A 24,846-nucleotide genomic window follows, 5' to 3' on the forward strand; every position below is an offset into this window, starting at 1 on the left:
TCAAAAAAAACAGCCCCACGTTTGTTAGGCTGGGATTACAAAGTCTTAACCGCCGTGACGGCTAATAATATCATTTGCGACTTTTGCCGGAGCCTCAGCATAACGCTCAAACTCCATCGTAAAGGTTGCACGCCCCTGAGTAGCGGAACGCAAGTCAGTTGCGTAACCAAACATCTCAGCAAGCGGTACTTCAGCATTGACGACACGACCACTAGGGTTTTCGTCCATACCCTGAATGAGGCCGCGACGACGATTTAAGTCACCCACGACATCACCCATATTTTCTTCCGGCGTTACCACCTCAACCTTCATCATCGGCTCAAGCAAAACGGCACTACCCTCATCAGCAAGCTTTTTAGTTGCCATCGAGGCGGCAATTTTAAAGGCCATCTCGTTAGAGTCAACATCATGAAAGCTTCCATCGTATAAAGTTGCCTTTAACCCCAACAATGGAAAGCCTGCCAACACCCCATTATCCATCTGCCCCTCAATCCCCTTTTCTACAGCGGGGATAAACTCTTTAGGCACAGAACCACCGACAATTTCATTTACAAACTCAAGCCCTTCTGCATTCTGATCCTCTGCCGGCTCAAACTTAATGCATACATGACCATACTGCCCTTTACCACCACTCTGACGAATAAACTTGCCTTCAATCTCACTGACAGCCGTGATTCGCTCGCGATAAGCCACCTGAGGCTTACCAATATTCGCCTCAACACTAAACTCACGACGCATGCGATCGACAAGGATATCAAGGTGAAGCTCCCCCATACCCGAAATGATGCACTGACCAGTCTCTTCATCGGTCTTCACCTTGAAAGACGGATCTTCTTGCGCAAGCTTACCTAACGCAACACTCATTTTTTCCTGATCTGCAGTTGTTCTTGGCTCCACCGCCACGGAAATAACAGGCTCCGGAAACTCCATTCGCTCAAGCACAATCTTGCCGTTTTCAGCACAAAGCGTATCACCTGTCGTGACATCTTTAAGACCGATTGCAGCAGCAATATCACCTGCCAACACCTCTTTAATCTCTTCTCGGCTGTTCGCATGCATTTGCACCATACGACCAACACGCTCCTTCTTGCCTTTCACCGAGTTATACACCGCCGTACCCGTCTCAAGCTTACCCGAATAAACACGGAAGAAAGTTAAGGTCCCCACAAAAGGATCAGTTGCAATCTTAAAGGCCAAAGCAGAGAACGGGGCTTTATCATCGGCTTCGCGAGTAGCAAGCTCTTCCGAGCCCTCAAGATGCCCCTCGATAGCCTTAACCTCAGTAGGCGATGGCAAGTACTCAACAACAGCATCAAGCACGGCCTGCACACCCTTATTCTTGAACGCAGAGCCACCCAGCACCGGCACAATTTCACTCGCCAATGTGCGCGCACGTATTCCAGCCTTTATCTCTTCCTCGCTAAGCTCACCCTCTTCAAGGTACTTATCCATAAGCTCATCATTGGCTTCTGCAGCAGCCTCTACCACCTGCTCATACATAAGCTCACACTCATCAGCCATATCAGCAGGAATGTCTGCGTACTCAAAAGTCATACCCTGATCTGATTCATTCCACAAAATAGCTTTTTGCTTAATCAGATCAACCACACCCTTAAATTCTTCTTCAGCACCAATAGTCATTTGCAAAGCAACAGGATTAGCCCCAAGCCTATCCTTCAACTGCTCAATAACACTGATAAAATCAGCGCCCGCCCTATCCATTTTATTTACAAAAACCATGCGCGGCACTTCATACTTATTTGCCTGACGCCAAACAGTTTCTGTCTGCGGCTGAACACCGGAAGAACCACACAAGACAACAACCGCACCATCAAGCACACGTAAAGAGCGCTCTACCTCAATGGTAAAATCAACATGCCCAGGGGTATCGATGATATTAATACGGTGCTGATCAAACTGCTGCTGCATACCCGACCAAAAACAGGTTGTCGCAGCCGATGTAATCGTAATACCCCGCTCCTGCTCCTGCTCCATCCAATCCATAGTTGCCGCCCCGTCATGCACCTCACCAATCTTGTGAGATAAGCCGGTATAGAACAGCACACGCTCGGTAGTTGTGGTTTTACCAGCATCTACGTGAGCACAAATGCCAATATTGCGATAGCGAGAGATTGGGGTCTTGCGAGCCACGTTAATAATCCTTGATCACAGAGTTAGTTCAATAAGGCAATTTAACAACACCCTATTAAATAAATTTGCACGAGCGCTGACACTCAGAACATTCACTTTCAGAACACTTATCCTCAGCCTTTTTTAGAACTCAAGAACACGTGTTTTGAAAATAAAAGCCGCTCCTTAAAACGCTAAAAGGCAGCCAGTGGCTGCCTTTTAGTACCAACACAGTAAACTGTATTAGAAACGGAAGTGAGAGAAGGCCTTGTTGGCTTCTGCCATACGATGCACATCTTCTCTTTTCTTAACAGCGCCGCCTTTGCTTTGCGCTGCATCAACAAGCTCACCAGCCAGACGCTGGGCCATTGATTTCTCACCACGACCGCGAGCGTATTCAACCAACCAACGCATGGCTAGCGCTTCACGACGTGAAGGACGAACCTCAACAGGAACTTGGTAAGTTGCACCACCCACACGGCGAGATTTAACCTCAACCAATGGAGCAATATTTTCCAAAGCCTCTGCAAACACTTCAAGCGCTTCTTTATCTTGCTTCTGCGCAACTAAATCAAGTGCACCATATACAATGCGCTCTGCTACAGATTTCTTACCACTAATCATTACGTGGTTCATAAATTTCGCCAGAGTCACGTTGTTAAACTTCGGATCTGGCAGAATTTCGCGTTTCGCGACAACTCTTCTTCTAGGCATATCTGCTCTCTCTATTCAGGTTACTCTGAGACGTCTTGATCAGGAGCCTAAGACCCCAGCCAAGCTTGCTCAGCCTTACTGAAAATAATTTTTACTTAGGACGCTTGGCACCGTACTTAGAACGACGCTGACGACGGTCTGCAACACCAGAGGTGTCTAATGAACCGCGCACAGTGTGGTAACGCACACCAGGCAAATCCTTCACACGTCCACCGCGAATAAGAACAACACTGTGCTCTTGTAGGTTGTGACCTTCACCACCGATATAGGAAGTGACTTCAAAACCACTGGTCAAACGCACACGACATACCTTACGCAAAGCCGAGTTAGGCTTTTTAGGGGTAGTAGTGTAAACGCGAGTACAAACACCACGACGCTGAGGGCAAGCCTCCAACGCAGGAACGGTGCTCTTCTTCACAACACGTTTGCGCGGCTTACGGACCAACTGATTGATCGTTGCCATTAAATGATTACTCCAATTTGCCTTTCACAAGGCAGGTTTCAAGATTACGTTTTCTTTAAACTTAGCGTGAAGACGCAAAAGCCGTAGGAAACGGGTGGCGCATTGTATAGATGCCACCCAAACGAGTCAACTAATAGACGCTAGTTCACCAAGGTCTATTAGTTGGTTTCGCTTAACTGCTAGATTTAAGTGCAGCAGTTAGAGCGTGTTCGATTTCTTCTGCACTAACGGTGTCAGTCGAAGGAACCTGAGCCTCTGCTTTCGCACGACGCTCATTATGATAAGCCAAACCGGTACCTGCTGGGATCAAACGACCAACAACTACGTTCTCTTTCAGGCCACGTAAGTTATCAATACGCCCAGTTACCGCAGCCTCGGTTAATACGCGAGTGGTCTCCTGGAATGATGCCGCAGAGATAAAGCTCTCTGTCGCCAATGACGCCTTGGTAATACCAAGTAATTGACGATCAAAAGTGGCTGGGGCATTGCCGTCAACACGCAGCTTTTCGTTAGCACCAAGAACCTTGGCGTACTCAACCTGCTCACCTTTAACAAACTCACTGTCACCCATAGAGGTGATTTCAGCTTTACGTAGCATCTGACGAACAATAACTTCAATGTGCTTATCGTTAATTTTTACACCCTGTAGACGGTAAACATCTTGGATTTCATTAACAATGTAGTTAGTAAGCGCCTCGACACCTTTCAAGCGCAAGATATCATGAGGATTACTAGGCCCCTCAGATACTACCTCACCCTTAGTTACCGTCTCACCCTCAAACACAGTCAACTGACGATGTTTAGGAATCAGCACTTCGTAATGAGTGCTACCATCTGCCAAAGGCTGACCATCAGCAGGAGTGATAACCAAACGACGCTTACCTTTTGTTTCCTTACCAAAACTTACGATACCCGAGACTTCAGCAAGAATACTTGGCTCTTTAGGCTTACGAGCTTCAAACAAGTCAGCTACGCGTGGTAGACCACCTGTGATGTCTCGTGTCTTAGAACCTTCCTGAGGAATACGCGCAATTACGTCACCAATTTTAATGTCGTCACCATCGCTCAACATTAAGATTGCCTTAGGTGGCAATAAGTAGTGAGCAGGCTGCTTGGTATTACCCAAGGTCACCTCATTACCGTTTGCATCTACCAAGGTCACAGCTGGTTTCAAATCTTTACCTGCCGCGGGACGCTCACCAGTATCCATAACTTCAAGCGAGCTTAAACCAGTTAAGTCATCCGTTTGCTTACGCACAGACAAGCCATCTTCAGCACCACTTAAGGCTACTCGACCATCCACTTCCGTTACGATTGGATGCGTATGTGGATCCCACTTAGCAACAATAGAGCCACCAGTCACTTCTTGACCGTCTTGTACTGAAATTACAGCACCATAAGGAAGCTTATAACGCTCACGCTCACGACCTGCACTATCAGCAACACTCAATTCACCAGAACGGCTAACCGCTACTAGGCAACCATCTGCACGAGTCACCGTTTTGATGTTGTGCAAACGAACTTTACCGTCTTGACGCACTTCTACGCTATCTGCCGCAGACGCTCGTGATGCCGCACCACCAATGTGGAAGGTACGCATAGTAAGCTGTGTACCCGGCTCACCAATTGATTGAGCAGCAATAACACCCACAGCTTCACCTTGGTTAACACGGTGACCACGAGCCAAATCACGGCCGTAACACTGAGAACAAATACCGTATTTTGCTTCACAAGTTACAGGAGAGCGTACGACAACCTCATCAACCGCCATCTCTTCGAAGCGCTCAACCCATGCTTCATCGATAAGAGTGCCCGCTGGAATAAGAATTTCATCAGAATCGTTTTTAACGATGTCACGTGCAACAACACGACCAAGGATACGATCACCCAAGGTTTCAATGATGTCACCACCCTCGATCACAGGCGTCATGGTCATACCTGCATCAGTGCCACAATCAACAGAGGTAACAACCAAATCCTGAGCAACATCAACAAGACGTCGAGTTAGATAACCCGAATTCGCTGTTTTAAGTGCGGTATCCGCCAAACCTTTACGAGCACCGTGAGTCGAGATGAAGTACTGAAGTACGTTCAAACCTTCACGGAAATTTGCAACGATTGGCGTTTCAATAATTGAGCCGTCTGGACGAGCCATTAGACCACGCATACCAGCCAGCTGACGAATCTGAGCTTGTGAACCACGAGCACCAGAATCAGCGTACATAAATACCGAGTTGAATGACGCTTGCTCACCCTCAGTACCGTCTTTTTGTATAACGGCTTCTTTAGAAATACCTTCCATCATTGACTTGGTGACAAGGTCATTGGCACGCGACCAAATATCGATAACCTTGTTGTATTTCTCACCCTGAGTTACAAGACCTGAAGCAAACTGACTTTCGATCTCTTTAACTTCACCTTCAGCACTGTCGATAATCTGGGTTTTTTCAGCTGGAATCTCAAAGTCATTAACACCAATCGATGAGCCTGACTTAGTTGAGAAGGCGTAACCCATGTACATCAATTGGTCAGCAAAGATAACCGTTTCTTTAAGGCCAACTTGACGATAACAGAAGTTAATTAGACCTGAGACCGCCTTCTTAACAAGGTCCTTGTTAACCATGTCAAAAGGGATACCAGCCGGTACAATTTCCCAGAAAAGAACACGACCTACTGTTGTATCTACAACACGGGTGATTTCGTCTTTTTCGCCATCTTCACGAATACTGTATTCGGTGATACGACATTTAATTTTAGCTTGCAGACCAACCTGACCACCGTAGTAAGCACGGCTTACTTCGTTTGCATCAGAAAACATCATGCCTTCACCAAGATCATTAATACGATCACGGCTCATCCAGTACAAACCAAGTACAACGTCCTGTGACGGCACAATAATTGGTTCACCCGATGCAGGGGATAAGATGTTGTTAGTCGACATCATCAATGCACGCGCTTCCAACTGAGCTTCCAGTGTCAACGGTACGTGAACAGCCATTTGGTCACCATCGAAGTCAGCGTTATACGCCGCACAAACGAGTGGGTGAAGCTGTAGCGCTTTACCTTCAATCAAAACCGGCTCAAACGCCTGAATACCCAAACGGTGAAGAGTTGGTGCACGGTTAAGCAATACAGGATGCTCACGAATCACCTCATCGAGGATATCCCATACGATGGCCTCTTCACGCTCGACCATTTTCTTAGCGGCTTTAATCGTAGTCGCCAAGCCTCGATGCTCTAACTTAGAAAAGATAAAGGGTTTAAATAGCTCTAATGCCATCTTCTTAGGAAGACCACACTGATGTAGGCGCAATTCAGGACCAGATACAATTACAGTACGACCCGAGTAGTCAACACGCTTACCAAGTAGGTTTTGACGGAAACGACCTTGCTTACCCTTGATCATATCGGCAAGTGATTTTAAAGGGCGCTTGTTAGAACCAGTAATTGCACGACCGCGGCGGCCGTTATCAAGCAAGGCATCAACCGACTCTTGCAACATACGCTTTTCATTGCGCACGATGATATCAGGCGCATTAAGGTCAAGAAGACGCTTCAAACGGTTATTACGGTTAATCACACGACGGTAAAGATCATTTAGATCCGAAGTCGCAAAACGACCACCATCTAGTGGAACCAATGGACGAAGATCAGGCGGAAGCACAGGAAGCACTTCAAGTACCATCCACTCAGGCTTATTGCCACTCAAGAAAAAGGCTTCAAGCAACTTCAAACGCTTACTCAATTTCTTGATTTTAGTTTCTGAGTTAGTTTGTGGAATCTCTTCACGCAGGCGCTGAACTTCACTCTCTAAGTGAATATCCATAATAAGTGCTTTAATTGCCTCAGCACCCATCTTGGCTTCAAACTCGTCGCCAAACTCTTCCATCGCTTCGTAGTACTGCTCATCTGTCAGTAACTGACCGCGCTCTAGGGTAGTCATACCCGGCTCGGTAACCACGTAGCTTTCAAAATATAAGACACGCTCAATTGAGCGTAAAGTCATATCTAGCAACAAACCAATACGGCTAGGCAGTGACTTCAAAAACCAAATGTGAGCAACAGGGCTGGCAAGCTCGATGTGGCCCATACGGTCACGACGAACTTTTGTTAAAGTAACTTCAACGCCACATTTTTCACAAATAATACCGCGATGCTTCATGCGCTTGTATTTGCCACACAAACATTCATAGTCTTTTACAGGACCAAAAATCTTGGCGCAAAACAGGCCGTCACGCTCAGGCTTGAAGGTACGGTAGTTAATAGTTTCAGGCTTTTTTACTTCACCAAAAGACCAAGAGCGGATCATTTCTGGTGAAGCCAGGCCGATGCGAATTCCGTCGAATTCCATCGTTTGACCCTGGTTTTTAATTAGATTCAGTAAGTCTTTCAAGGTAAGTCCTCTAGCTTAACGCTGATTATCGGGCTGCTAAAAAGCTGCAGCCCACCTTAAGTCAAATACAAATGGATTATTCGAGCTCGATATTAATACCAAGTGAGCGGATTTCTTTAACAAGTACGTTAAAGGATTCCGGCATACCTGGCTCCATGCGGTGATCGCCATCAACAACGTTTTTGTACATCTTAGTACGACCAGCAACGTCATCCGACTTAACCGTGAGCATCTCCTGCAAGGTATATGCTGCACCGTATGCTTCAAGAGCCCAAACTTCCATCTCACCAAATCGCTGACCACCGAACTGAGCTTTACCACCCAGAGGCTGCTGAGTAACAAGCGAGTACGAACCGGTAGAACGGGCGTGCATCTTGTCATCAACAAGGTGATTCAACTTCAGCATGTACATATAGCCTACAGTTGTAGGACGCATGAACGGATCACCGGTACGGCCATCAAACAGCGTCATCTGACCACTTTCAGGCAAATCAGCCAACTTAAGCAGCTCTTTGATTTCGCTTTCTTTGGCGCCATCAAATACTGGTGTAGCCATTGGCACACCACCTGCTAGATTCTTACACAACTCTAAAATTTCAGCGTCACTAAAGCTATCAAGTTGCTCTTGCTTCACTTCATCACTGTGATTGTAAATCTTGCCTAGGAACTCACGCAGCTCGGCCACTTGGCGCTGCTGTTTGACCATAGCATCAACTTTTTCACCCAGTGTTCTAGCCGCAAGACCCAAGTGCATCTCAAGAACCTGACCTACGTTCATTCGAGAAGGAACACCAAGCGGATTCAAGACGATATCAATAGGACGACCATTTTCATCACAAGGCATATCTTCAACAGGAACAATGGTAGAAATTACACCCTTGTTACCGTGACGACCCGCCATTTTATCACCTGGCTGAATGCGACGCTTAATAGCAAGATAGACCTTAACAATCTTAAGCACACCAGGAGCTAAATCATCACCACTTTCTAACTTGCCACGCTTATCTTCAAGACGTGCATCAAGTTCTTTACGCGACTCTTCAAGATGCTCTTCAGCACGATCAAGCTGATCGTTTAGAGCGTCATCATCCATGCGAATCTTGAACCACTCAGTAAACTCAAGCGCATCCAATTGCTCAGCCGTAACCTCAGAACCTTTAGTTACGCCGGCGTTGTTAGACGCTTTTTGCCCTACTAGAGCACGCTTAAGACGCTCAAAAGTAGCCTCTTGGATGATGCGGTACTCTTCATTGAGGTCTTTACGAACCTCGCCCAGCATCATCTCTTCAATTTCTTTAGAGCGCTGATCTTTTTCTAAACCATCGCGAGTAAAGACCTGAACATCAATAACGGTACCTTTAACACTTGAAGGCACACGCAATGAGGTATCTTTAACGTCAGACGCTTTCTCACCAAAGATGGCACGTAGAAGCTTTTCTTCTGGCGTTAGCTGAGTTTCACCTTTAGGCGTTACTTTACCAACGAGGATATCGCCAGCAATGACTTCCGCACCAACGTAAACGATACCGCTCTCATCAAGTTTAGAAAGCGCACCCTCACCTACGTTAGGAATATCAGCAGTGATTTCTTCGCTACCCAACTTAGTATCACGAGCAATACAAGTAAGCTCTTGAATGTGGATAGAAGTAAAACGATCTTCCTGAACAACTTTTTCACTTACAAGGATCGAATCCTCAAAGTTGTAACCATTCCAAGTCATAAATGCGATACGCATATTCTGACCCAGAGCCAATTCACCCAAATCAATAGAAGGACCGTCAGCTAGAATATCGCCACGAGCAACTGTGTCGCCCATACGCACTAGAGGCTTCTGATTAATACAGGTGTTCTGGTTAGAACGGGTGTACTTAGTCAAGTTGTAGATATCAACACCAGCTTCGCCGGCCTCAATCTCTGCATCGTGTACCTTAATAACGATACGACCAGCATCAACACGCTCGACAGTACCGCCACGACGTGCAACTTCACACACACCGGAGTCAGAAGCGACTCGACGCTCAATACCAGTACCTACCAACGGCTTCTGAGCCTTAAGAGTAGGAACAGCTTGACGCTGCATGTTCGATCCCATCAATGCACGGTTAGCATCATCGTGCTCAAGGAAAGGAATCAAAGACGCTGCAACCGATACAACCTGACGAGGGCTCACGTCCATGTATTCAACATCGGATGGCGTCTTGAGGGTGAATTCACCCATGTGACGAGAGCTAACTAGCTCATCAGTCAACATGTTGTTGTCATCAAGTGTTGCTGAAGCCTGAGCGATAACGAAGTGAGCTTCGTTAATGGCACTTAAGTATTCGATTTCATCGGTTGCCTTACCATCAACCACTTTACGAACAGGGCTCTCAAGGAAACCGTAGTTGTTCGTGCGAGCATAAGTCGCTAGTGAGTTGATCAAACCAATGTTTGGACCTTCCGGTGTTTCAATAGGACATACACGACCGTAGTGAGTCGCGTGTACATCTCGAACCTCAAAACCCGCACGCTCACGCGTTAGACCACCGGGGCCTAAGGCAGAAACTCGACGTTTGTGAGTTACTTCTGAAAGCGGGTTGTTCTGATCCATAAACTGCGACAACTGCGACGAGCCAAAGAACTCTTTGACAGCAGCTGCTACAGGTTTTGCGTTGATCAAATCCTGAGGCATCAAGCCCTCAGATTCAGCCATACTCAAGCGCTCCTTAACAGCACGCTCAACACGAACCAGACCAACACGGAATTGGTTCTCAGCCATCTCACCAACCGAACGAACACGACGGTTACCAAGGTGATCAATATCATCCACGGTGCCTTGACCGTTACGAATAGAGATCAATGTCTTAAGAACATCAACAATATCTTCTTTAGAAAGGATGCCTTCGCCGGTCTCTTCGTCACGACCTAAACGACGGTTGAACTTCATACGACCAACAGCACTTAAGTCATAACGCTCATAACTGAAGAACAAGTTCTCAAATAGAGCTTCGGCACTTTCTTTCGTAGGCGGCTCACCAGGGCGCATCATGCGGTAGATTTCTACCAGAGCTTCTAGCTCAGTGCGACTTGGATCTATACGCAAGGTATCAGAAATAAATGAACCACAATCGAGATCGTTGGTATAGAGAGTCTCAATCGCTGCAACACCACCCTCTTTAAGGGTTTCGAGAACCTCTTCCGTAATCTCAGTATTACACTCAAGCAATACTTCGCCGGTGTTGGTATCAACAACATCTTTAGCAAGCGCTAAGCCCAGTACATAATCAGCAGGTACGACCAACTGATTCACGCCGGCCTTCTCTAACTTGCCAATGTGACGAGCCGTCACTCGACGACCTTCTTCAACAACGATATTGCCTTCGCCATCTTTGATATCGAAGCTCGCAATTTCACCTCGTAAACGTGAAGGTTCAAGCTCAAGCTTGATCTCATCACCGTTTAACTCAAAGCTGCTGGTCTCGAAGAACATATCAAGAATCTGCTCATTGGTATAACCAAGCGAGCGCAATAAAATTGTCGCTGGAAGCTTGCGGCGACGATCGATACGAACGTAAACAAGATCTTTAGGGTCGAACTCAAAGTCCAACCAAGAACCACGGTAAGGAATGACACGCGCACTATAAAGTAACTTACCAGAACTATGAGTCTTACCTTTGTCGTGCTCAAAGAATACACCTGGAGAGCGATGTAACTGGCTTACAATAACGCGCTCAGTACCATTAATAATGAAGGTACCATGATCAGTCATGAGCGGAATCTCGCCCATGTAAACTTCTTGCTCTTTAATATCTTTGATCGCTTTAGTCGACGATTCTTTATCGTAAATAATCAAGCGAACTTTCACGCGAAGAGGTACAGCAAACGTTGCACCACGCAACATACACTCTTTCTCGTCAAACACGGGCTTGCCGAGGTTGTAGCTTACGTATTCAAGAGCAGCACTGCCCGAATACGAAGCTATTGGGAATACTGATTTGAAGGCGGCTTGCAGACCGATGTCTTTTCTTTCGCCCGCCGGCTTTGCAGCCTGTGCGAATTGTCGGTAAGAGTCCAACTGAATCGACAGCAAGTGCGGGATGTCCATGACATGTGGCAGCTTGCCAAAATCCTTACGGATACGCTTTTTTTCTGTGTACGAGTAAGCCATTCGCGTGGTATTCCTCAGCTTGTTTAAGGATAGTTGCCCAAAGCAGTTGCTCTGACTGCTTTGCGGCGGCCCCATTTCACATCAACAGCCTGTACTGCTGATCCCCTGAGCGGGGCAACCAGCCATTCCAACTTGGCTGGTCTTGCTCTAACCAATAATGATGGGTTTAGAGCTAAAACCGTTGCTAATAGGAAGTCAATATAGATCACTTTCCCACAAGCACGAAAGGGCCGGCAGACCAAAGATCCACCAGCCCTCGCTTTAAGGCGAGTTAAGCCTTAAGAAGCAATTACTTAAGCTCTACAGAAGCACCTGCTTCTTCTAGCTTAGCTTTAGCTTCTTCAGCGTCGTCTTTAGAAGCCGCTTCTTTAATTGCAGATGGAACGCCATCTACAAGACCTTTAGCTTCTTTCAAGCCAAGACCAGTAAGTTCACGTACAGCTTTAATTACGTTAACTTTCTTATCGCCAACAGCAGTCAAAACTACGTCAAACTCAGTTTGCTCAGCAGCAGCTGGAGCGTCGCCGCCAGCAGCAGGACCAGCAACAGCAACAGCAGCAGCGGCAGATACGCCGAACTTCTCTTCCATTGCTTCAACAAGCTCAACAACTTCCATTACGCTCATTTCAGCAATTGCATTCAAAATGTCATCTTTTGACAGAGCCATTATATTAATCTCCGGTTAAAACTATTTAAAAATAAAAAAAGCGGGTTATGCAGCGTCTTGTTTCTGATCGCGAACCGCAGCAACAACACGAGTAACCTTAGTAGGCACTTCGTTGAAGGTACGAACCAGTTTGGTAACTGGTGCAATCATGACAGAAGCTAGCTGACCAAGAGCTTGCTCAAGTGTAGGCAACGATGCTAGCGCGTCTAATTGACTTGCTTCCAACGCTTTTCCACCAACGGAAAGGGCCTTTACTTCGAACTTTTCTTGCTCTTTTGCGAAGTCTTTGAAAAGACGCGCAGCTGCACCTGGATCTTCCATTGAGAAACCAAAAATGCTTGGACCAACAAGTGCATCTTCAACACACTCAAATTCAGTACCTTGCATTGCGCGTTTCGCCAAAGTGTTGCGAACAACACGAAGACGAACACCGTTCTCACGGGCTTGCTTACGCAAGCTATCCATGGCGCCCGCGGTAACACCACGAGCATCAGCTACTACCAATGACAAAGCATTGGCGGCTGTTTCATTAACGTCAGCAACAATCGCTTTCTTATCTTCAAGTCCAATAGCCATTTTAATAAATCTCCTGGATTTGAAGGTTAAGCTAATCAAGCACCATTGCTTGACTAGCCAGTTAAGCGGTGATCAGTCCATCAAAAATCTGGATTGGGTCACACCGTTTGCGTAGGCTGGTGATTTAAGCTCTTTGAAAACCCATCTCATAAAGACGGGAAAACATTTCTCAGAACGCCTACGGTCTTTAACGGCCTACGTGATACAACTTAATTCACACAGACCACAAAGTTCTTTTTTTAAAAAGCTAAAGCTTCTGGCTTTAGCTTTTAGTCGCATAAAAAATCTTAACGGGGTCGCGTGGGACTCCTTGATTTTTGATGCTCGCATTCGTTTCACGAATGGCGTCACGTCGTGTGACGCGAGGCTCAGCTAGAAGCCTCCTCTGATGCCGTCGATTACGCTTCGATTGAAGCGATGTCGATTGCTAAGCCTGGGCCCATAGTGGTGCTCAAGCTGATCTTCTTAAGGTAAATACCTTTTGCTGAAGCAGGCTTCGCCTTCTTCAAGTCGACGATAAGCGCTTCAAGGTTTTCCTTAATCGCGTTAACGTCGAAACTGATCTTGCCAATACCGCCGTGGATAACACCACCTTTGTCAGCACGGAAACGAACCTGACCAGCTTTAGCATTTTTAACTGCAGCGGCAACATTAGGAGTTACAGTACCAGTTTTAGGATTGGGCATAAGACCACGAGGACCAAGCACCTGACCTAAAGTACCAACAACACGCATTGCAGCAGGGTCAGCGATAACAACATCAAAGTTCATCTCACCAGCTTTAACTTGTGCTGCAAGATCTTCCATGCCAACCAGATCAGCACCAGCTTCTTTAGCAGCATCAGCGTTAGCACCAGAGGTAAATACGGCAACACGAACTTCTTTACCTGTACCGTGAGGTAAGCTAGAAGCCCCCCGAACAGCTTGATCAGATTTACGAGGATCAATACCTAGATTAATCGCTGCATCAACTGTCTCGCTAAACTTAACAGTTGAGAATTCTTTTAATAGAGCAACTGCTTCATCGATTGAGTACTGCTTACCCAACTCAACTTTCTCAGCAATCAACTTTTGACGTTTGCTTAATTTAGCCATCTTAGATTACACCCTCAGTCTCAAGACCCATGGCACGTGCAGAACCAGCAATGGTACGCACAGCAGCATCCATATCTGCAGCAGTAAGATCTGGATCTTTAGCTGTTGCAATTTCTTCTAACTGAGCACGGCTAACTTTGCCCACCTTCTCAGTATTTGGACGACCACTACCACTCTTAATACCAGCTGCTTTTTTCAGCAAGTAAGAAGCAGGAGGAGTTTTCATTGTAAAGGTGAAGCTGCGATCACTGTAAACAGAGATCACTACAGGAACAGGAGCGCCAGGCTCTTGACTCTGAGTAGCAGCGTTAAACGCCTTACAGAATTCCATGATGTTCACACCGTGCTGACCTAGAGCAGGACCTACCGGTGGACTTGGATTTGCTTTACCAGCTGCAATTTGCAGCTTGATATATGATTCAACTTTCTTAGCCATGTGGCCTCCTAGTTTGGGTTAACTGCCTATTAACAGCTGGAGGGCTGATAAATCAAAGGCTCCCCGATTATCAAAAACCGATTAAGCTCGGTTAAACTTTTTCAACCTGACCAAACTCCAATTCCACCGGAGTTGATCGGCCAAAGATCAGAACAGCCACTTGCAGGCGATTCTTCTCATAATTTACTTCTTCAACAACACCATTAAAGTCATTGAATGGACCATCAGTAACACGAACCATCTCACCTGGCTCAAACAGAGTCTTAGGCTTGGGCTTATCTGCACTGTCATCCATACGCTGCAGAATTAAATCTGCTTCTTTCTGGGTAATTGGCGCAGGCTTATCCGCTTTACCACCAATAAAACCCATTACGCGAGGAGTTTCTTTTACCAAGTGCCAGCTGTCGTCATTCAACTCCATCTGCACTAGAACATAACCCGGGAAAAACTTGCGCTCCGACTTACGCTTTTGGCCACCGCGAATCTCAACCACCTCTTCAGTGGGAACAAGCACATCACCAAAGATATCCTGCATGCCGTGCAACTCAATACGCTCTAGTAGAGCAGCGGCTACTTTTTTCTCATAGCCAGAGTAGGCATGTACGACGTACCAGTTTTTCGCCATGAACTTTTACCTAAGCAATTACTAACGAAGCTAACCAACCTATGATGGTATCAAGCCCCCATAGGATTAGCGCCGCAATCAACACAACCACAAGCACAATCAATGTAGTCTGCGTCACTTCTTGACGCGAAGGCCATACAACCTTCCGAACCTCAACTTGAGCGGCCTTTAATAAAGACCAAAATGCAGCACCCTTTGCTGTATTTGCCGCAACAAAAGCTGCAAATACAATAACGGCACTTACCGCTACAACACGTATTAGCAGGGCATACTGCTCCTCAAAATATGAGAATGCAACCGCACCACCAATTACAAGGGCGACAGCTACCAACCACTTCAACGGGTCAAGGCGGTATTGTTTTTCTTCGACTTTAGTACTCATGAACGACGTACTCACAAACGAACAAAACAGCCCGAAGACTGTAATGCGAAATAATGGCAGGCCAGGAGGGACTCGAACCCCCAACTTTCGGTTTTGGAGACCGACGCTCTACCAATTGAACTACTGGCCTGTATCAAACCGGGTGATCAACCCGGTAGACAAAAAAGCTGGCGGACAGCCAGCCCTTTGAATCAAGAGCTAATATTATTCAATAATTTTAGCAACAACGCCCGCACCAACAGTACGACCACCCTCACGGATAGCGAAGCGTAAACCTTCTTCCATCGCGATTGGACAGATCAAGGTAACAGACATTTGAATGTTGTCACCAGGCATTACCATTTCAACACCTTCTGGAAGCTCACAAGCACCAGTTACGTCAGTAGTACGGAAGTAGAACTGAGGACGGTAGCCTTTGAAGAATGGAGTGTGACGACCACCCTCATCTTTAGACAACACGTAAACTTCGCCTTCGAACTTGGTGTGAGGAGTGATTGAACCAGGGATCGCAAGAACCTGACCACGCTCAACTTCATCACGCTTAGTACCACGAAGAAGAACACCAACGTTCTCACCTGCACGACCTTCGTCAAGCAACTTACGGAACATCTCAACACCAGTACAAGTAGTAGTGGTTGTTTCTTTGATGCCGATAATTTCAATTTCGTTACCAACATTGATGATACCGCGCTCAACACGACCGGTAACAACAGTACCACGACCAGAGATCGAGAATACGTCTTCAATTGGCATTAGGAAAGGCTGATCAATTGCACGCTCAGGCTCTGGGATGTACTCATCAAGAGTCTCAACCAACTTCTTAACAGCAGAAGTACCCAACTCATTGTCATCTTCACCGTTAAGAGCCATCAATGCAGAACCTGCAATGATAGGCGTGTCATCACCAGGGAACTCATAAGTAGATAGAAGATCACGGATTTCCATGTCTACCAACTCAAGCATCTCAGCGTATTCTTCAGAATCAACGCCGCCACAGTCTTCAGCAAGAAGGTCAGCCTTGTTAAGGAATACTACGATGTAAGGAACACCAACCTGACGTGAAAGCAAGATATGCTCACGAGTCTGAGGCATAGGACCATCAGTCGCACCACAAACAAGGATAGCGCCGTCCATCTGAGCAGCACCAGTAATCATGTTTTTAACGTAGTCGGCGTGACCTGGGCAATCTACGTGGGCGTAGTGACGAGTCGGGCTATCGTACTCAACATGCGAAGTTGCGATGGTGATACCACGCTCGCGCTCTTCAGGAGCATTATCGATACCAGCAAAGTCAATCGCTTCACCACCCCAAACTTCAGCACAAACACGAGTAAGCGCAGCAGTTAGAGTTGTTTTACCGTGGTCAACGTGACCAATAGTACCCACGTTAACGTGGGGTTTCGTACGTTCAAAAGTTTCCTTAGCCATCGCTAACGTCTCCTCAATTGGGACCTATACATACAAAAACACCACCAGAGACACCCCTGATGGCTATAAAAATGGAGCTCTTGAGCGGATTTGAACCGCTGACCTCACCCTTACCAAGGGTGTGCTCTACCAACTGAGCTACAAGAGCCAAACTACTGACCCGTAGCCGAGTCAAGACCTGGAGCGGGCGGCGGGAATCGAACCCGCATCATCAGCTTGGAAGGCTGAGGTTCTACCACTAAACTACGCCCGCTTATCAAACCCTTTCGGGCGGTGCGACCGCAGGATCCCACCATGCTCACAAAGAGCAGATCGACTTACACCGACCGTCCTAAATCACCCTAAGGCAATTTGAATATGGTGCAGGGGGGTGGATTCGAACCACCGAAGCTTGCGCGTCAGATTTACAGTCTGATCCCTTTGGCCACTCGGGAACCCCTGCGAAATTTTACTTGCTTCACAAACAAGGCAATAAACGACTGATCGATTACTGCAAATAAATGGAGCTGATGATAGGAGTCGAACCTACGACCTGCTGATTACAAGTCAGCTGCTCTACCAACTGAGCTACATCAGCTCTCTGTTCATTCGGGCCTTTGCTCAAATGAGGACGCGGATTCTAGAGAAACATTTTTCAGGATGCAACAGGTAAACAGAAATTTTGTCTTCTTTCTTGCTCCCCCATGCCCTCAAGCATGCGAGACCATGTCAAATCGCTCATTTTTTCAACGAATTCAGGACGAATGGACACCCATGTCTCAATCTGGGTTCTTTCAACAATAGTAACTTGAGCATCAAGACCCATCGCTTTTGCGGTATCGACTCGCTTATCCGCCAACTCGGGATAGGTAAACACCCCCAATGAAACTGCATTTTTCAACTCACCTTGAGCAATAACGTAACTCTCGATCCCCTGCCCCTGTAAAGCTGCCAATTTTCGATACGCTGTCGTCTCACTATCTTCTGGTGGTAGATGCACCCAATAACTCTGCCCAGCAGGAAGCTCTATCTGCTTTATGACCGCCTCGATTTCAACCGACTGCAAGCGCTCAACAAAGGCTTCTGCCTCCCCTCCCTGATCAAAAGGGCCTACCAGCTCACACATTTCAGGCGATGCCTCAGCCGGGTCCGGCGCATCACTACGCGGCACTATTTCCTGCGACATTGTTTTAAGTACTGGCGCTAATACACCCGGACTAGACGGAGAGACTTTTGTCTCAGCAACCCCACTAAAACCCCATACAGCCAACGCAATATTGACCAATAGAAGGCTTATAAAAATATATCTCATAAAGCTTATCCTTAACCCAAGCTGAAGCCACCTGCCACAACCGCCGAACCAAAACCACAACTATTACAGTCACAAGCCCCGCCACCCAACAATCAATCAGCTCCCAGCCGAAGCAGAGCCAAACCATCTAATACCAAGTTGGAACGCAATTGCCCTGACGCTGGCAACAAGTGCTTAACACTATCAACACCACCGCCACACATGATGATAGCGGATTCATCCGATTTAAAACCCGACATAATGCTCGTAATAAAAGATTGGTACATGCAAGTAACACCAAGACCAACACACTCACTGGTACTAACACCCCAAACCTGTTTCTTCTCGGCAAGGTTTACACCAACATCAATATTAGCCATGCCATCGCTTACTGCACGCTCAAGCAAAGACCAACCCGGCGCGATCATGCCACCCTCGTGCCGCCCGAGAGCATTAACACGATCAACAGTAACTGCTGTACCACAAGAAACCACTGTGAATGCTGAGGCCAGCTCTCGCCATAGAGCCAGCATTATCAACCAGCGATCAACCCCCAAGCTCGACACATCAGCATAAGCAAGCTCAAGGCCGTGCAAACCATCAACCACCTTGGCAACACACACACCATCAGAATAAATTGCCGACAGCGAACCAGCTAAAAGCGTCCTTAATTCAGCCTCACGCTCAATACCGGCTACATTAGCCAAATAGACCGCAGAAAAACTCATTCCTGCAATATCACGCGCAAGCAGATCAAGTTGACCAACACCCTCTTTCAAGCACCGCCCTTTATCTGTGATTCGCCACTTAAGTGCCGTATTACCCTGATCAAGATCCAAGATCACTCGCTAACCCTTAGGCTCAGCTCACCACCAATATACCTCTGCAAACCTTCATCCTGCTCAATAAGAACGGCACCATCGCCATCAACTCCACGCATAATCCCCGAATATGCCTTAGAGGGCGAAGTTAAGGTGACTACGCTGCCAGCAAAAGCATCTAATTGATTCCAGCGCTGCCGATAAGCCACAAAGCCATCCCGCTCATAACTATCAAGCAAACGAAAAAGGTGCTTGAGAACTATCGCCAATAATTGATTTCGACTTCCTCTATAACCCAACTCTTGCAAAGCAAGCCATGGCTGATCAATAGCCTCGGCCTCACTCATTAACACATTCAAACCGACACCAAGCACCACCACACACTCTGAATCCATATCGCCGGCGAGCTCAATGAGCACCCCACCCAGCTTCTTGCCCAAAGCAAGCACATCGTTTGGCCACTTCAACTGAGCAGACTCAACACCCAGCTCTACCAAGGCGTCACACAAGACAACACCAACTGCTAGACTCAACCCCTCAAGAGCAGCAATCCCCCCCTGAAAGTGCCAACCAACAGATAGGTATAAATTTTGGGCAAAGGGGCTATGCCATACACGACCACGACGACCTCGCCCAGCATTTTGCTGCTCGGCAACACAAACCAACCCATGAATTGAACGCTGCCGCTGAAGACGCATAAGCTCAGCATTGGTTGAGGGAATTCGTCGGTGCAATATAAGCTGTAAACCTTTTAAAAAAGGCTCTTCAGATAAGCAAGCGCTTACCCCCTCACTTGAAAGTAAATCCAAAGGAGAAAGTAGACGGTAGCCACGACCTGCCACAGACTCTATCGGTAGGTTTAGTTCTTCCAGCTGCTTTAAACGCTTACTTATGGCAGCTCGACTAATACCAAGCTCATCCCCCAATTCCTCTCCGCTGTGCCATTGCGCATCGGCCAGCAGCTGTAATAAACGCCAAACGCCATCACTTAAAACGGCCACTAAACTATCTCCTCATCATCTAAGTACTTGCGCGCAAAGCGCTCCCCCAAGGAGGTAAGTAATTCATACGCTATGGTTCCAGCGGCCTTAGCCAGATCATCTATACTTTGTTGCTCTCCCACCAACATTAAAGCAGGCCATTCATGTTCAGCGCAGGTAAACGCCTCTGCACAGTTAGTGACATCAAATAAGCAACTATCCATCGAAACACGCCCCAGCAATGCAGAAGGTTTGTTGCCCACCCATGCTTGCGCAGCGGACTCTAGAGAGCGAAATAATCCATCCGCATAACCTCCTTGAGTCACAGCAACAAGCTGACCAGGACTGGCCTGATAGCTAGCCCCATAGCCCAAGTAACAAGCCTCCTCGATACGACGCAACTGCAATACCTTCAAGCGAAGCTCCAATACAGGAGAAAAATGTAAGTCACTGTCGATAAAAGCATTAGACCCATATAGAGCAATACCGGGGCGGATTAAATCAAAATGGTAGGCAGAGCCAAGCAGCGCCCCTGCGGAGTTAGCAAGACTAAACTTCAGAGAGGGGGCGAGGCTTAATAGCTGCTGACGAATATCATTAAAACGCTTGAGTTGAAGTGCATTCTGCGGATGCTCTGGCTCATCAGCACATGCAAGGTGGCTTATAACCCACTCAATACCAGCAGCTTTCAACAAGCCCGGCTCTGCCACTAATTCGGCCAACTCTTGCACCCCCAAACCCAGCCGCCCCATGCCAGTGTCCACCTTCAATGCAGCAGGCTTAGGTGTAGGGCCGCAGGAAGCCAGCCAGCGCCTCAGCATGGCCAAAGAGTTCAATACAGGAATCAAGCCAGCCTGCTGGCAGCGCAGCTCCTCTCCACTGCGGATGCCCGTCAAAATATAAATTCGCACAGAGCCGGCAGGTAGAATCAGGGCTAACTGCTCAGCCTCAAGGATATTGGCAACAAAAAAATGCCGACATCCTTGCAGGTATAACTTTTGCGCTACCGCCTCAAGCCCTAGCCCATAAGCGTCGGCTTTAACCACCGCAGCACATTCAGCGGAACCTGCGTAGGAGCTCAACTTGCACCAATTGGCTGCAACCGCATTTAAGTCAATTGTGTATTGGCTAGTAGAAAAGGACATCTGAGGGCCGCTTTATTAAAAAACGCATCTAAACAAAGGCAGGCAGGAATTTCCAGTATTTGCACCGCACTTAGTCTATACGGCACAAACACCTTCAAAGGCGATAGAGCAGTTAGTAGCGCGGATCGTATAGGGAGGCCCGCAAACGCTCACCAAAATCCCCCACCAAAGGCCTGCGCACATCCCCCAACTCTTCCGCTTTTTGAGCGACAGCGCTAGCAATAGCGACACTAACACTACGAATATTATGTAAAGGCGGGTACAAGCAACCCTGAGCCAACTCTTTATCCGTTACTGTATTTGCCAAGGTCTGAGCAGCACAAATAAGCAGTTCATCATCTATGCGCGTTAAACCTCCATGCAAAGCCCCCAAACCTAAACCTGGGAAGATATAAGCATTATTGCCCTGCCCCGGAACTTTAATCTCTCCGTTAACATGCACTGGGCCAAATGGGCTACCACTGGCAAAAATAGCACGACCACCACTCCACAAATAGGCATCTTCAGCACTACACTCAGCCTTAGATGTCGGGTTCGATAATGCAAAAATAACTGGGTGCTCGTTATGCTGCGCCATAAACTCAATAATATCCTGAGTAAATACTTTAGGCGTTCCACTTGCACCAATAAGCACATCAGGTTTAATAGTATCAACAGCCTGCCCAAAGCTCATCGCTGGCATCGATTTAACAAACGGCGCAAGATGCGCCCCAAAGACCTGCCCCGGTTCTTCAACAACAAGACCACTGCGATTAACATAGAATAACCGATCCAAAGCCTCCTGCTCACTCAAGCCTTCATGCTCCAGAACTTTGACCAACAAAGCGCCGATACCTGTTGAGGCTGAACCCGCGCCTAAAAACAAGAATTTCTGTTCGCTTAATTTTTTACCCGTTAACCTTGTAGATGCTATCAGACCCGCAACCGCGACCCCCGCCGTACCCTGAATATCATCATTAAAGCAAAGTAAGCGTTCGCGATAACGCTCCAACAAGGCTACGGCATTATCCGTAGCAAAATCTTCAAACTGCAATAAAGCTTTAGGGAAGCGCTGCTTAACAGACTCAATAAACTCATCCATAAACTCATCGTATTCTTGGCCTCGGGCACGCTGCTGACGCAAGCCCAAATACAAAGGGTCATTCACATACACCTCATTCTCCGTGCCTACGTCCAACATAATGGGTAAACAATGGGCTGGATCCACCCCCGCACAAGCGCAATACAAGGCTAGCTTACCAATAGGAATGCCCATACCGTTGGCACCCTGGTCTCCCAAACCCAATATGCGCTCACCATCGGTGACAACAATGAGACGAACATCTTTTTCTGGCCAATGCGAAAGCACAGAAGAAACACTGCCTTTATCTTCTATCGACACATAAAAACCGGCTGTATCTCTAAAGTTAGCGGCAAATTCTTCACAAGCCTGACCTACGGTTGGGGTATAAACCAAAGGCATGAGTTCTTGAATATGATCAATCAACAAACGAAAAAATAAACGCTCATTTCGCTTTTGCAAAGAACTTAAATAAATATACCTATCAATATCACTACTCTGACGACGCACATTCGCTAACGCACGCTGAACTTGCTGCTCAAGAGTGGAAACAAAAGGCGGTAACAATCCCGTTAAACCAAGCGCGCCTCGCTCTGTGGGAGTAAACGCTGTGCCTTTATTTAAACGAGGATTATTAAGTATTTCACTGCCACTTAGCGCCATGAGCACTCCTTAGATTTATACACTTTCCTAGCCTTAAACAGCATAGAGCTGCTTAAGTTCATCAGCCAATAGAATAACCGCCTGCTCAAGCACAGCATCCTCAGCACAATAAGATAACCTTAAACATTCATGTTGATGGGAACCCAGCACTTGCGAACCGAAGAAAAAGTGACTGCCATCCATAACCAACAAAGAGCGCTTTTTTAAACGCTCATAAAGCTCAAACGAAGTAAGCGGTAAATCTTTTAACCACAACCAAAGAAAAAAAGCACCCTGCGCCTGATGTAAGCGATACGGTAGCGACTGTAAATGAGTATCGATAAGCGCTTGCATATAGTTACGCTTACGCTCATAGAAAGGTTGTATTAAATCGCTACACAAAGGTTTTAATTTTTTGGCCTTTAACAGTGATTCGAATAAAGCTGGGCCGAGATTACCATTAGCTAAGCTTAATACGGTATTGATCGCGCTCAATTTTTCAATCAGCGACGTATCAGCAACAACAATACCTGTACGCACGCCGGGCAGCCCCAATTTACTCAAACTTAAAACAAAAATACGATTAGGCTTCCACGCGATAGGCTCTGCATCATAAACCACCCCTGGAAAAGGGTCGCCATAAGCGGCGTCAACAATTAATGGGATTTGGTACTTATCTGCAAGCCTACCTAAGCACTCCATCGTCTGGACAGAGTGAACATTACCACTAGGATTGGTAGGGCGAGAGACACACAAAGCAGCAATATCACCTACAGCCAAACGAGACTCAACTGCCTCAAAATCACAATGATAACTGAAGCGCTGCCCAGGCTGCTCTTCTATAAGCGGCGCACACGCCTCAAACATATGCTCAGCTAAGCCCTGTTGAGCGTAGCCCAAGTACTCGGGCAGCATAGGTAGCAGGATTTTTTTACCCTCGGCATGCGCCTCCGGTCCTGCAAGCAAGTTGAATAACATAAAAAAAGCAGACTGCGAGCCCGAACTCAAACAAATATTCTGCTCCGTCACCGGCCATGCCAAGCCTTGAAAAAAAGCACTGAGCTCGGAAATTAAGGCCTCTGAACCCTGAGGGCTTTGATATACACCTAACAAGCGGTGCACAGCCTCTTCATCACCGGCCAACTGTTTGAGCTCTTGCGCCATCAAAGCCTCAAACTCAGGAATACGGGCAGGATTACCGCCACCAAGAAATAACATCGACGGATTTACATTTAGCGCCTCGCCGAGATCAGCCATCAGATCGACAATACCAGAACCTGAAGCCAGGCGCTGAGCGAATAAACTAGGGTAAGACATGCACTGAACTACTTAAAAGATAACGGCCTAGCATACCCTTTTAAGTGCTTCGCGCATATTGATCACACCAGTACACCTAAACGGCAAATTAATACAAACCATATTCTTGCAAAGTCGCTGCAAGCTTATCTTTATTAATGGGTTTTTTTATGAACGCTAAAGCTCCAAGCTTTTTCACTCGATCTTGAGCTTCGGGTTGAATATCCCCAGAAATCACGATGATCATAGCCTTAAGATTTTCCTCACGCACCGACTCCAGCACGTGATAGCCGTCCATTTCAGGCATGGTCAGATCGAGAAATACGATCTCCCCCTTACCCTCACGAATAGCCTTTAAACCCTCCACACCATTGCAGGCAAAGGTCACCTCCGCCTCCCAGTGTTCGGGTAGAGACTTAGCAACCTGTTTCCTCGCCATGTTGGAGTCATCGCAGATCAGCAGCGGCATGCTCATTCGTTTTAACTCAAGCTCCGTATATAGTACTTCCTCCAGTATAGTCAGAGCCTGAATAAAAACCGCTAAAGCATAAAAAAAACATAAAGAAGCCAAGCCAGT

Annotated in this window: 19 protein-coding genes and 5 tRNA genes; all 24 read right to left on the bottom strand. The window is 47.0% G+C overall.

Annotation, left to right across the window (positions count from 1 at the left end; all coding sequences use genetic code 11):
* Nucleotides 1-45 precede the first annotated feature (45 nt).
* The 24 genes from fusA to AB1S55_RS18405 all read right to left on the bottom strand — a co-directional run bounded on the left by fusA (nucleotide 46) and on the right by AB1S55_RS18405 (nucleotide 24,744).
* Nucleotides 46-2,151 (bottom strand): elongation factor G, encoded by a 2,106-nt coding sequence (fusA, locus tag AB1S55_RS18290; protein WP_370979635.1) that lies wholly within the window; start codon nucleotides 2,149-2,151, stop codon nucleotides 46-48.
* Nucleotides 2,152-2,373: 222 nt separating this feature from the next.
* Nucleotides 2,374-2,844: a 30S ribosomal protein S7 gene (rpsG, locus tag AB1S55_RS18295; protein ID WP_370979636.1), complete on the bottom strand. Its 471-nt coding sequence runs from the start codon at nucleotides 2,842-2,844 to the stop codon at nucleotides 2,374-2,376.
* Nucleotides 2,845-2,935: 91 nt separating this feature from the next.
* Nucleotides 2,936-3,307: a 30S ribosomal protein S12 gene (rpsL, locus tag AB1S55_RS18300; protein WP_370979637.1), complete on the bottom strand. Its 372-nt coding sequence runs from the start codon at nucleotides 3,305-3,307 to the stop codon at nucleotides 2,936-2,938.
* Between the two features lie 172 nt (nucleotides 3,308-3,479).
* Complete coding sequence (gene rpoC, locus AB1S55_RS18305; protein WP_370979638.1) at nucleotides 3,480-7,700, bottom strand: DNA-directed RNA polymerase subunit beta'; 4,221 nt, start codon at nucleotides 7,698-7,700, stop codon at nucleotides 3,480-3,482.
* A 76-nt stretch (nucleotides 7,701-7,776) separates the two neighbouring features.
* Nucleotides 7,777-11,847, bottom strand: a complete 4,071-nt coding sequence (gene rpoB / locus AB1S55_RS18310) for a DNA-directed RNA polymerase subunit beta (protein WP_370979639.1) — start codon at nucleotides 11,845-11,847, stop codon at nucleotides 7,777-7,779.
* Nucleotides 11,848-12,136: 289 nt separating this feature from the next.
* Nucleotides 12,137-12,514, bottom strand: a complete 378-nt coding sequence (gene rplL, locus AB1S55_RS18315) for a 50S ribosomal protein L7/L12 (RefSeq protein ID WP_370979640.1) — start codon at nucleotides 12,512-12,514, stop codon at nucleotides 12,137-12,139.
* Nucleotides 12,515-12,559: 45 nt separating this feature from the next.
* Complete coding sequence (gene rplJ, locus AB1S55_RS18320; RefSeq protein WP_370979641.1) at nucleotides 12,560-13,090, bottom strand: 50S ribosomal protein L10; 531 nt, start codon at nucleotides 13,088-13,090, stop codon at nucleotides 12,560-12,562.
* Nucleotides 13,091-13,488: 398 nt separating this feature from the next.
* Nucleotides 13,489-14,184 (bottom strand): 50S ribosomal protein L1, encoded by a 696-nt coding sequence (rplA, locus tag AB1S55_RS18325; protein ID WP_370979642.1) that lies wholly within the window; start codon nucleotides 14,182-14,184, stop codon nucleotides 13,489-13,491.
* A gap of 1 nt (nucleotide 14,185) precedes the next feature.
* Entirely contained in the window at nucleotides 14,186-14,620 is a 435-nt protein-coding gene (rplK, locus tag AB1S55_RS18330) for a 50S ribosomal protein L11 (RefSeq protein WP_370979643.1), read from the bottom strand.
* A gap of 91 nt (nucleotides 14,621-14,711) precedes the next feature.
* Nucleotides 14,712-15,245: a transcription termination/antitermination protein NusG gene (gene nusG / locus AB1S55_RS18335; RefSeq protein ID WP_370979644.1), complete on the bottom strand. Its 534-nt coding sequence runs from the start codon at nucleotides 15,243-15,245 to the stop codon at nucleotides 14,712-14,714.
* A 10-nt stretch (nucleotides 15,246-15,255) separates the two neighbouring features.
* Complete coding sequence (gene secE / locus AB1S55_RS18340; RefSeq protein WP_370979645.1) at nucleotides 15,256-15,627, bottom strand: preprotein translocase subunit SecE; 372 nt, start codon at nucleotides 15,625-15,627, stop codon at nucleotides 15,256-15,258.
* 54 nt (nucleotides 15,628-15,681) lie between these two features.
* Nucleotides 15,682-15,757, bottom strand: a tRNA-Trp gene (locus AB1S55_RS18345).
* Between the two features lie 74 nt (nucleotides 15,758-15,831).
* The gene (tuf, locus tag AB1S55_RS18350; protein WP_370979646.1) at nucleotides 15,832-17,055 is read right to left on the bottom strand and encodes an elongation factor Tu; all 1,224 of its coding nucleotides are present in this window, start codon (nucleotides 17,053-17,055) and stop codon (nucleotides 15,832-15,834) included.
* A gap of 72 nt (nucleotides 17,056-17,127) precedes the next feature.
* Nucleotides 17,128-17,203: transfer RNA gene (locus tag AB1S55_RS18355), tRNA-Thr, on the bottom strand.
* A 31-nt stretch (nucleotides 17,204-17,234) separates the two neighbouring features.
* Nucleotides 17,235-17,308, bottom strand: a tRNA-Gly gene (locus tag AB1S55_RS18360).
* A 105-nt stretch (nucleotides 17,309-17,413) separates the two neighbouring features.
* A tRNA-Tyr gene (locus tag AB1S55_RS18365) sits at nucleotides 17,414-17,497 on the bottom strand.
* A gap of 59 nt (nucleotides 17,498-17,556) precedes the next feature.
* Nucleotides 17,557-17,632 (bottom strand) — tRNA-Thr (locus tag AB1S55_RS18370).
* Between the two features lie 57 nt (nucleotides 17,633-17,689).
* Nucleotides 17,690-18,346 (bottom strand): SPOR domain-containing protein, encoded by a 657-nt coding sequence (locus AB1S55_RS18375; protein ID WP_370979647.1) that lies wholly within the window; start codon nucleotides 18,344-18,346, stop codon nucleotides 17,690-17,692.
* A gap of 92 nt (nucleotides 18,347-18,438) precedes the next feature.
* Nucleotides 18,439-19,170 carry a type III pantothenate kinase gene (locus AB1S55_RS18380; RefSeq protein ID WP_370979648.1) on the bottom strand — a complete coding sequence of 244 codons (732 nt, stop codon included), beginning with the start codon at nucleotides 19,168-19,170 and terminating at the stop codon, nucleotides 18,439-18,441.
* Nucleotides 19,167-20,147 (bottom strand): bifunctional biotin--[acetyl-CoA-carboxylase] ligase/biotin operon repressor BirA, encoded by a 981-nt coding sequence (gene birA / locus AB1S55_RS18385; protein WP_370979649.1) that lies wholly within the window; start codon nucleotides 20,145-20,147, stop codon nucleotides 19,167-19,169. The genes AB1S55_RS18380 and birA overlap by 4 nt, the downstream gene beginning before the upstream one ends.
* Nucleotides 20,147-21,271, bottom strand: a complete 1,125-nt coding sequence (gene alr / locus AB1S55_RS18390) for an alanine racemase (RefSeq protein ID WP_370979650.1) — start codon at nucleotides 21,269-21,271, stop codon at nucleotides 20,147-20,149. The genes birA and alr overlap by 1 nt, the downstream gene beginning before the upstream one ends.
* Nucleotides 21,272-21,383: 112 nt before the next feature.
* Nucleotides 21,384-22,994, bottom strand: a complete 1,611-nt coding sequence (locus AB1S55_RS18395) for an NAD-dependent malic enzyme (RefSeq protein WP_370979651.1) — start codon at nucleotides 22,992-22,994, stop codon at nucleotides 21,384-21,386.
* A gap of 33 nt (nucleotides 22,995-23,027) precedes the next feature.
* Nucleotides 23,028-24,290: a valine--pyruvate transaminase gene (locus AB1S55_RS18400; protein WP_370979652.1), complete on the bottom strand. Its 1,263-nt coding sequence runs from the start codon at nucleotides 24,288-24,290 to the stop codon at nucleotides 23,028-23,030.
* 88 nt (nucleotides 24,291-24,378) lie between these two features.
* Nucleotides 24,379-24,744, bottom strand: coding sequence for a response regulator (locus AB1S55_RS18405; protein WP_370979653.1), 366 nt, complete (start codon nucleotides 24,742-24,744; stop codon nucleotides 24,379-24,381).
* Nucleotides 24,745-24,846 lie beyond the last annotated feature (102 nt).

It is taken from the genome of Agaribacterium sp. ZY112 (assembly GCF_041346925.1).
Taxonomy (GTDB): domain Bacteria; phylum Pseudomonadota; class Gammaproteobacteria; order Pseudomonadales; family Cellvibrionaceae; genus Agaribacterium.

Excerpts from the sequence above, each read along its gene's own strand:
- rpsG (WP_370979636.1), bottom strand. The coding sequence starts at position 2,844 with ATGCCTAGAAGAAGAGTTGTCGCGAAACGCGAAATTCTGCCAGATCCG.
- rpsL (WP_370979637.1), bottom strand. The coding sequence starts at position 3,307 with ATGGCAACGATCAATCAGTTGGTCCGTAAGCCGCGCAAACGTGTTGTG.
- rpoB (WP_370979639.1), bottom strand. The coding sequence starts at position 11,847 with ATGGCTTACTCGTACACAGAAAAAAAGCGTATCCGTAAGGATTTTGGC.
- rplL (WP_370979640.1), bottom strand. The coding sequence starts at position 12,514 with ATGGCTCTGTCAAAAGATGACATTTTGAATGCAATTGCTGAAATGAGC.
- rplJ (WP_370979641.1), bottom strand. The coding sequence starts at position 13,090 with ATGGCTATTGGACTTGAAGATAAGAAAGCGATTGTTGCTGACGTTAAT.
- rplA (WP_370979642.1), bottom strand. The coding sequence starts at position 14,184 with ATGGCTAAATTAAGCAAACGTCAAAAGTTGATTGCTGAGAAAGTTGAG.
- rplK (WP_370979643.1), bottom strand. The coding sequence starts at position 14,620 with ATGGCTAAGAAAGTTGAATCATATATCAAGCTGCAAATTGCAGCTGGT.
- nusG (WP_370979644.1), bottom strand. The coding sequence starts at position 15,245 with ATGGCGAAAAACTGGTACGTCGTACATGCCTACTCTGGCTATGAGAAA.
- secE (WP_370979645.1), bottom strand. The coding sequence starts at position 15,627 with ATGAGTACTAAAGTCGAAGAAAAACAATACCGCCTTGACCCGTTGAAG.
- tuf (WP_370979646.1), bottom strand. The coding sequence starts at position 17,055 with ATGGCTAAGGAAACTTTTGAACGTACGAAACCCCACGTTAACGTGGGT.
- AB1S55_RS18375 (WP_370979647.1), bottom strand. The coding sequence starts at position 18,346 with ATGAGATATATTTTTATAAGCCTTCTATTGGTCAATATTGCGTTGGCT.
- alr (WP_370979650.1), bottom strand. The coding sequence starts at position 21,271 with ATGTCCTTTTCTACTAGCCAATACACAATTGACTTAAATGCGGTTGCA.
- AB1S55_RS18395 (WP_370979651.1), bottom strand. The coding sequence starts at position 22,994 with ATGGCGCTAAGTGGCAGTGAAATACTTAATAATCCTCGTTTAAATAAA.
- AB1S55_RS18400 (WP_370979652.1), bottom strand. The coding sequence starts at position 24,290 with ATGTCTTACCCTAGTTTATTCGCTCAGCGCCTGGCTTCAGGTTCTGGT.
- AB1S55_RS18405 (WP_370979653.1), bottom strand. The coding sequence starts at position 24,744 with ATGAGCATGCCGCTGCTGATCTGCGATGACTCCAACATGGCGAGGAAA.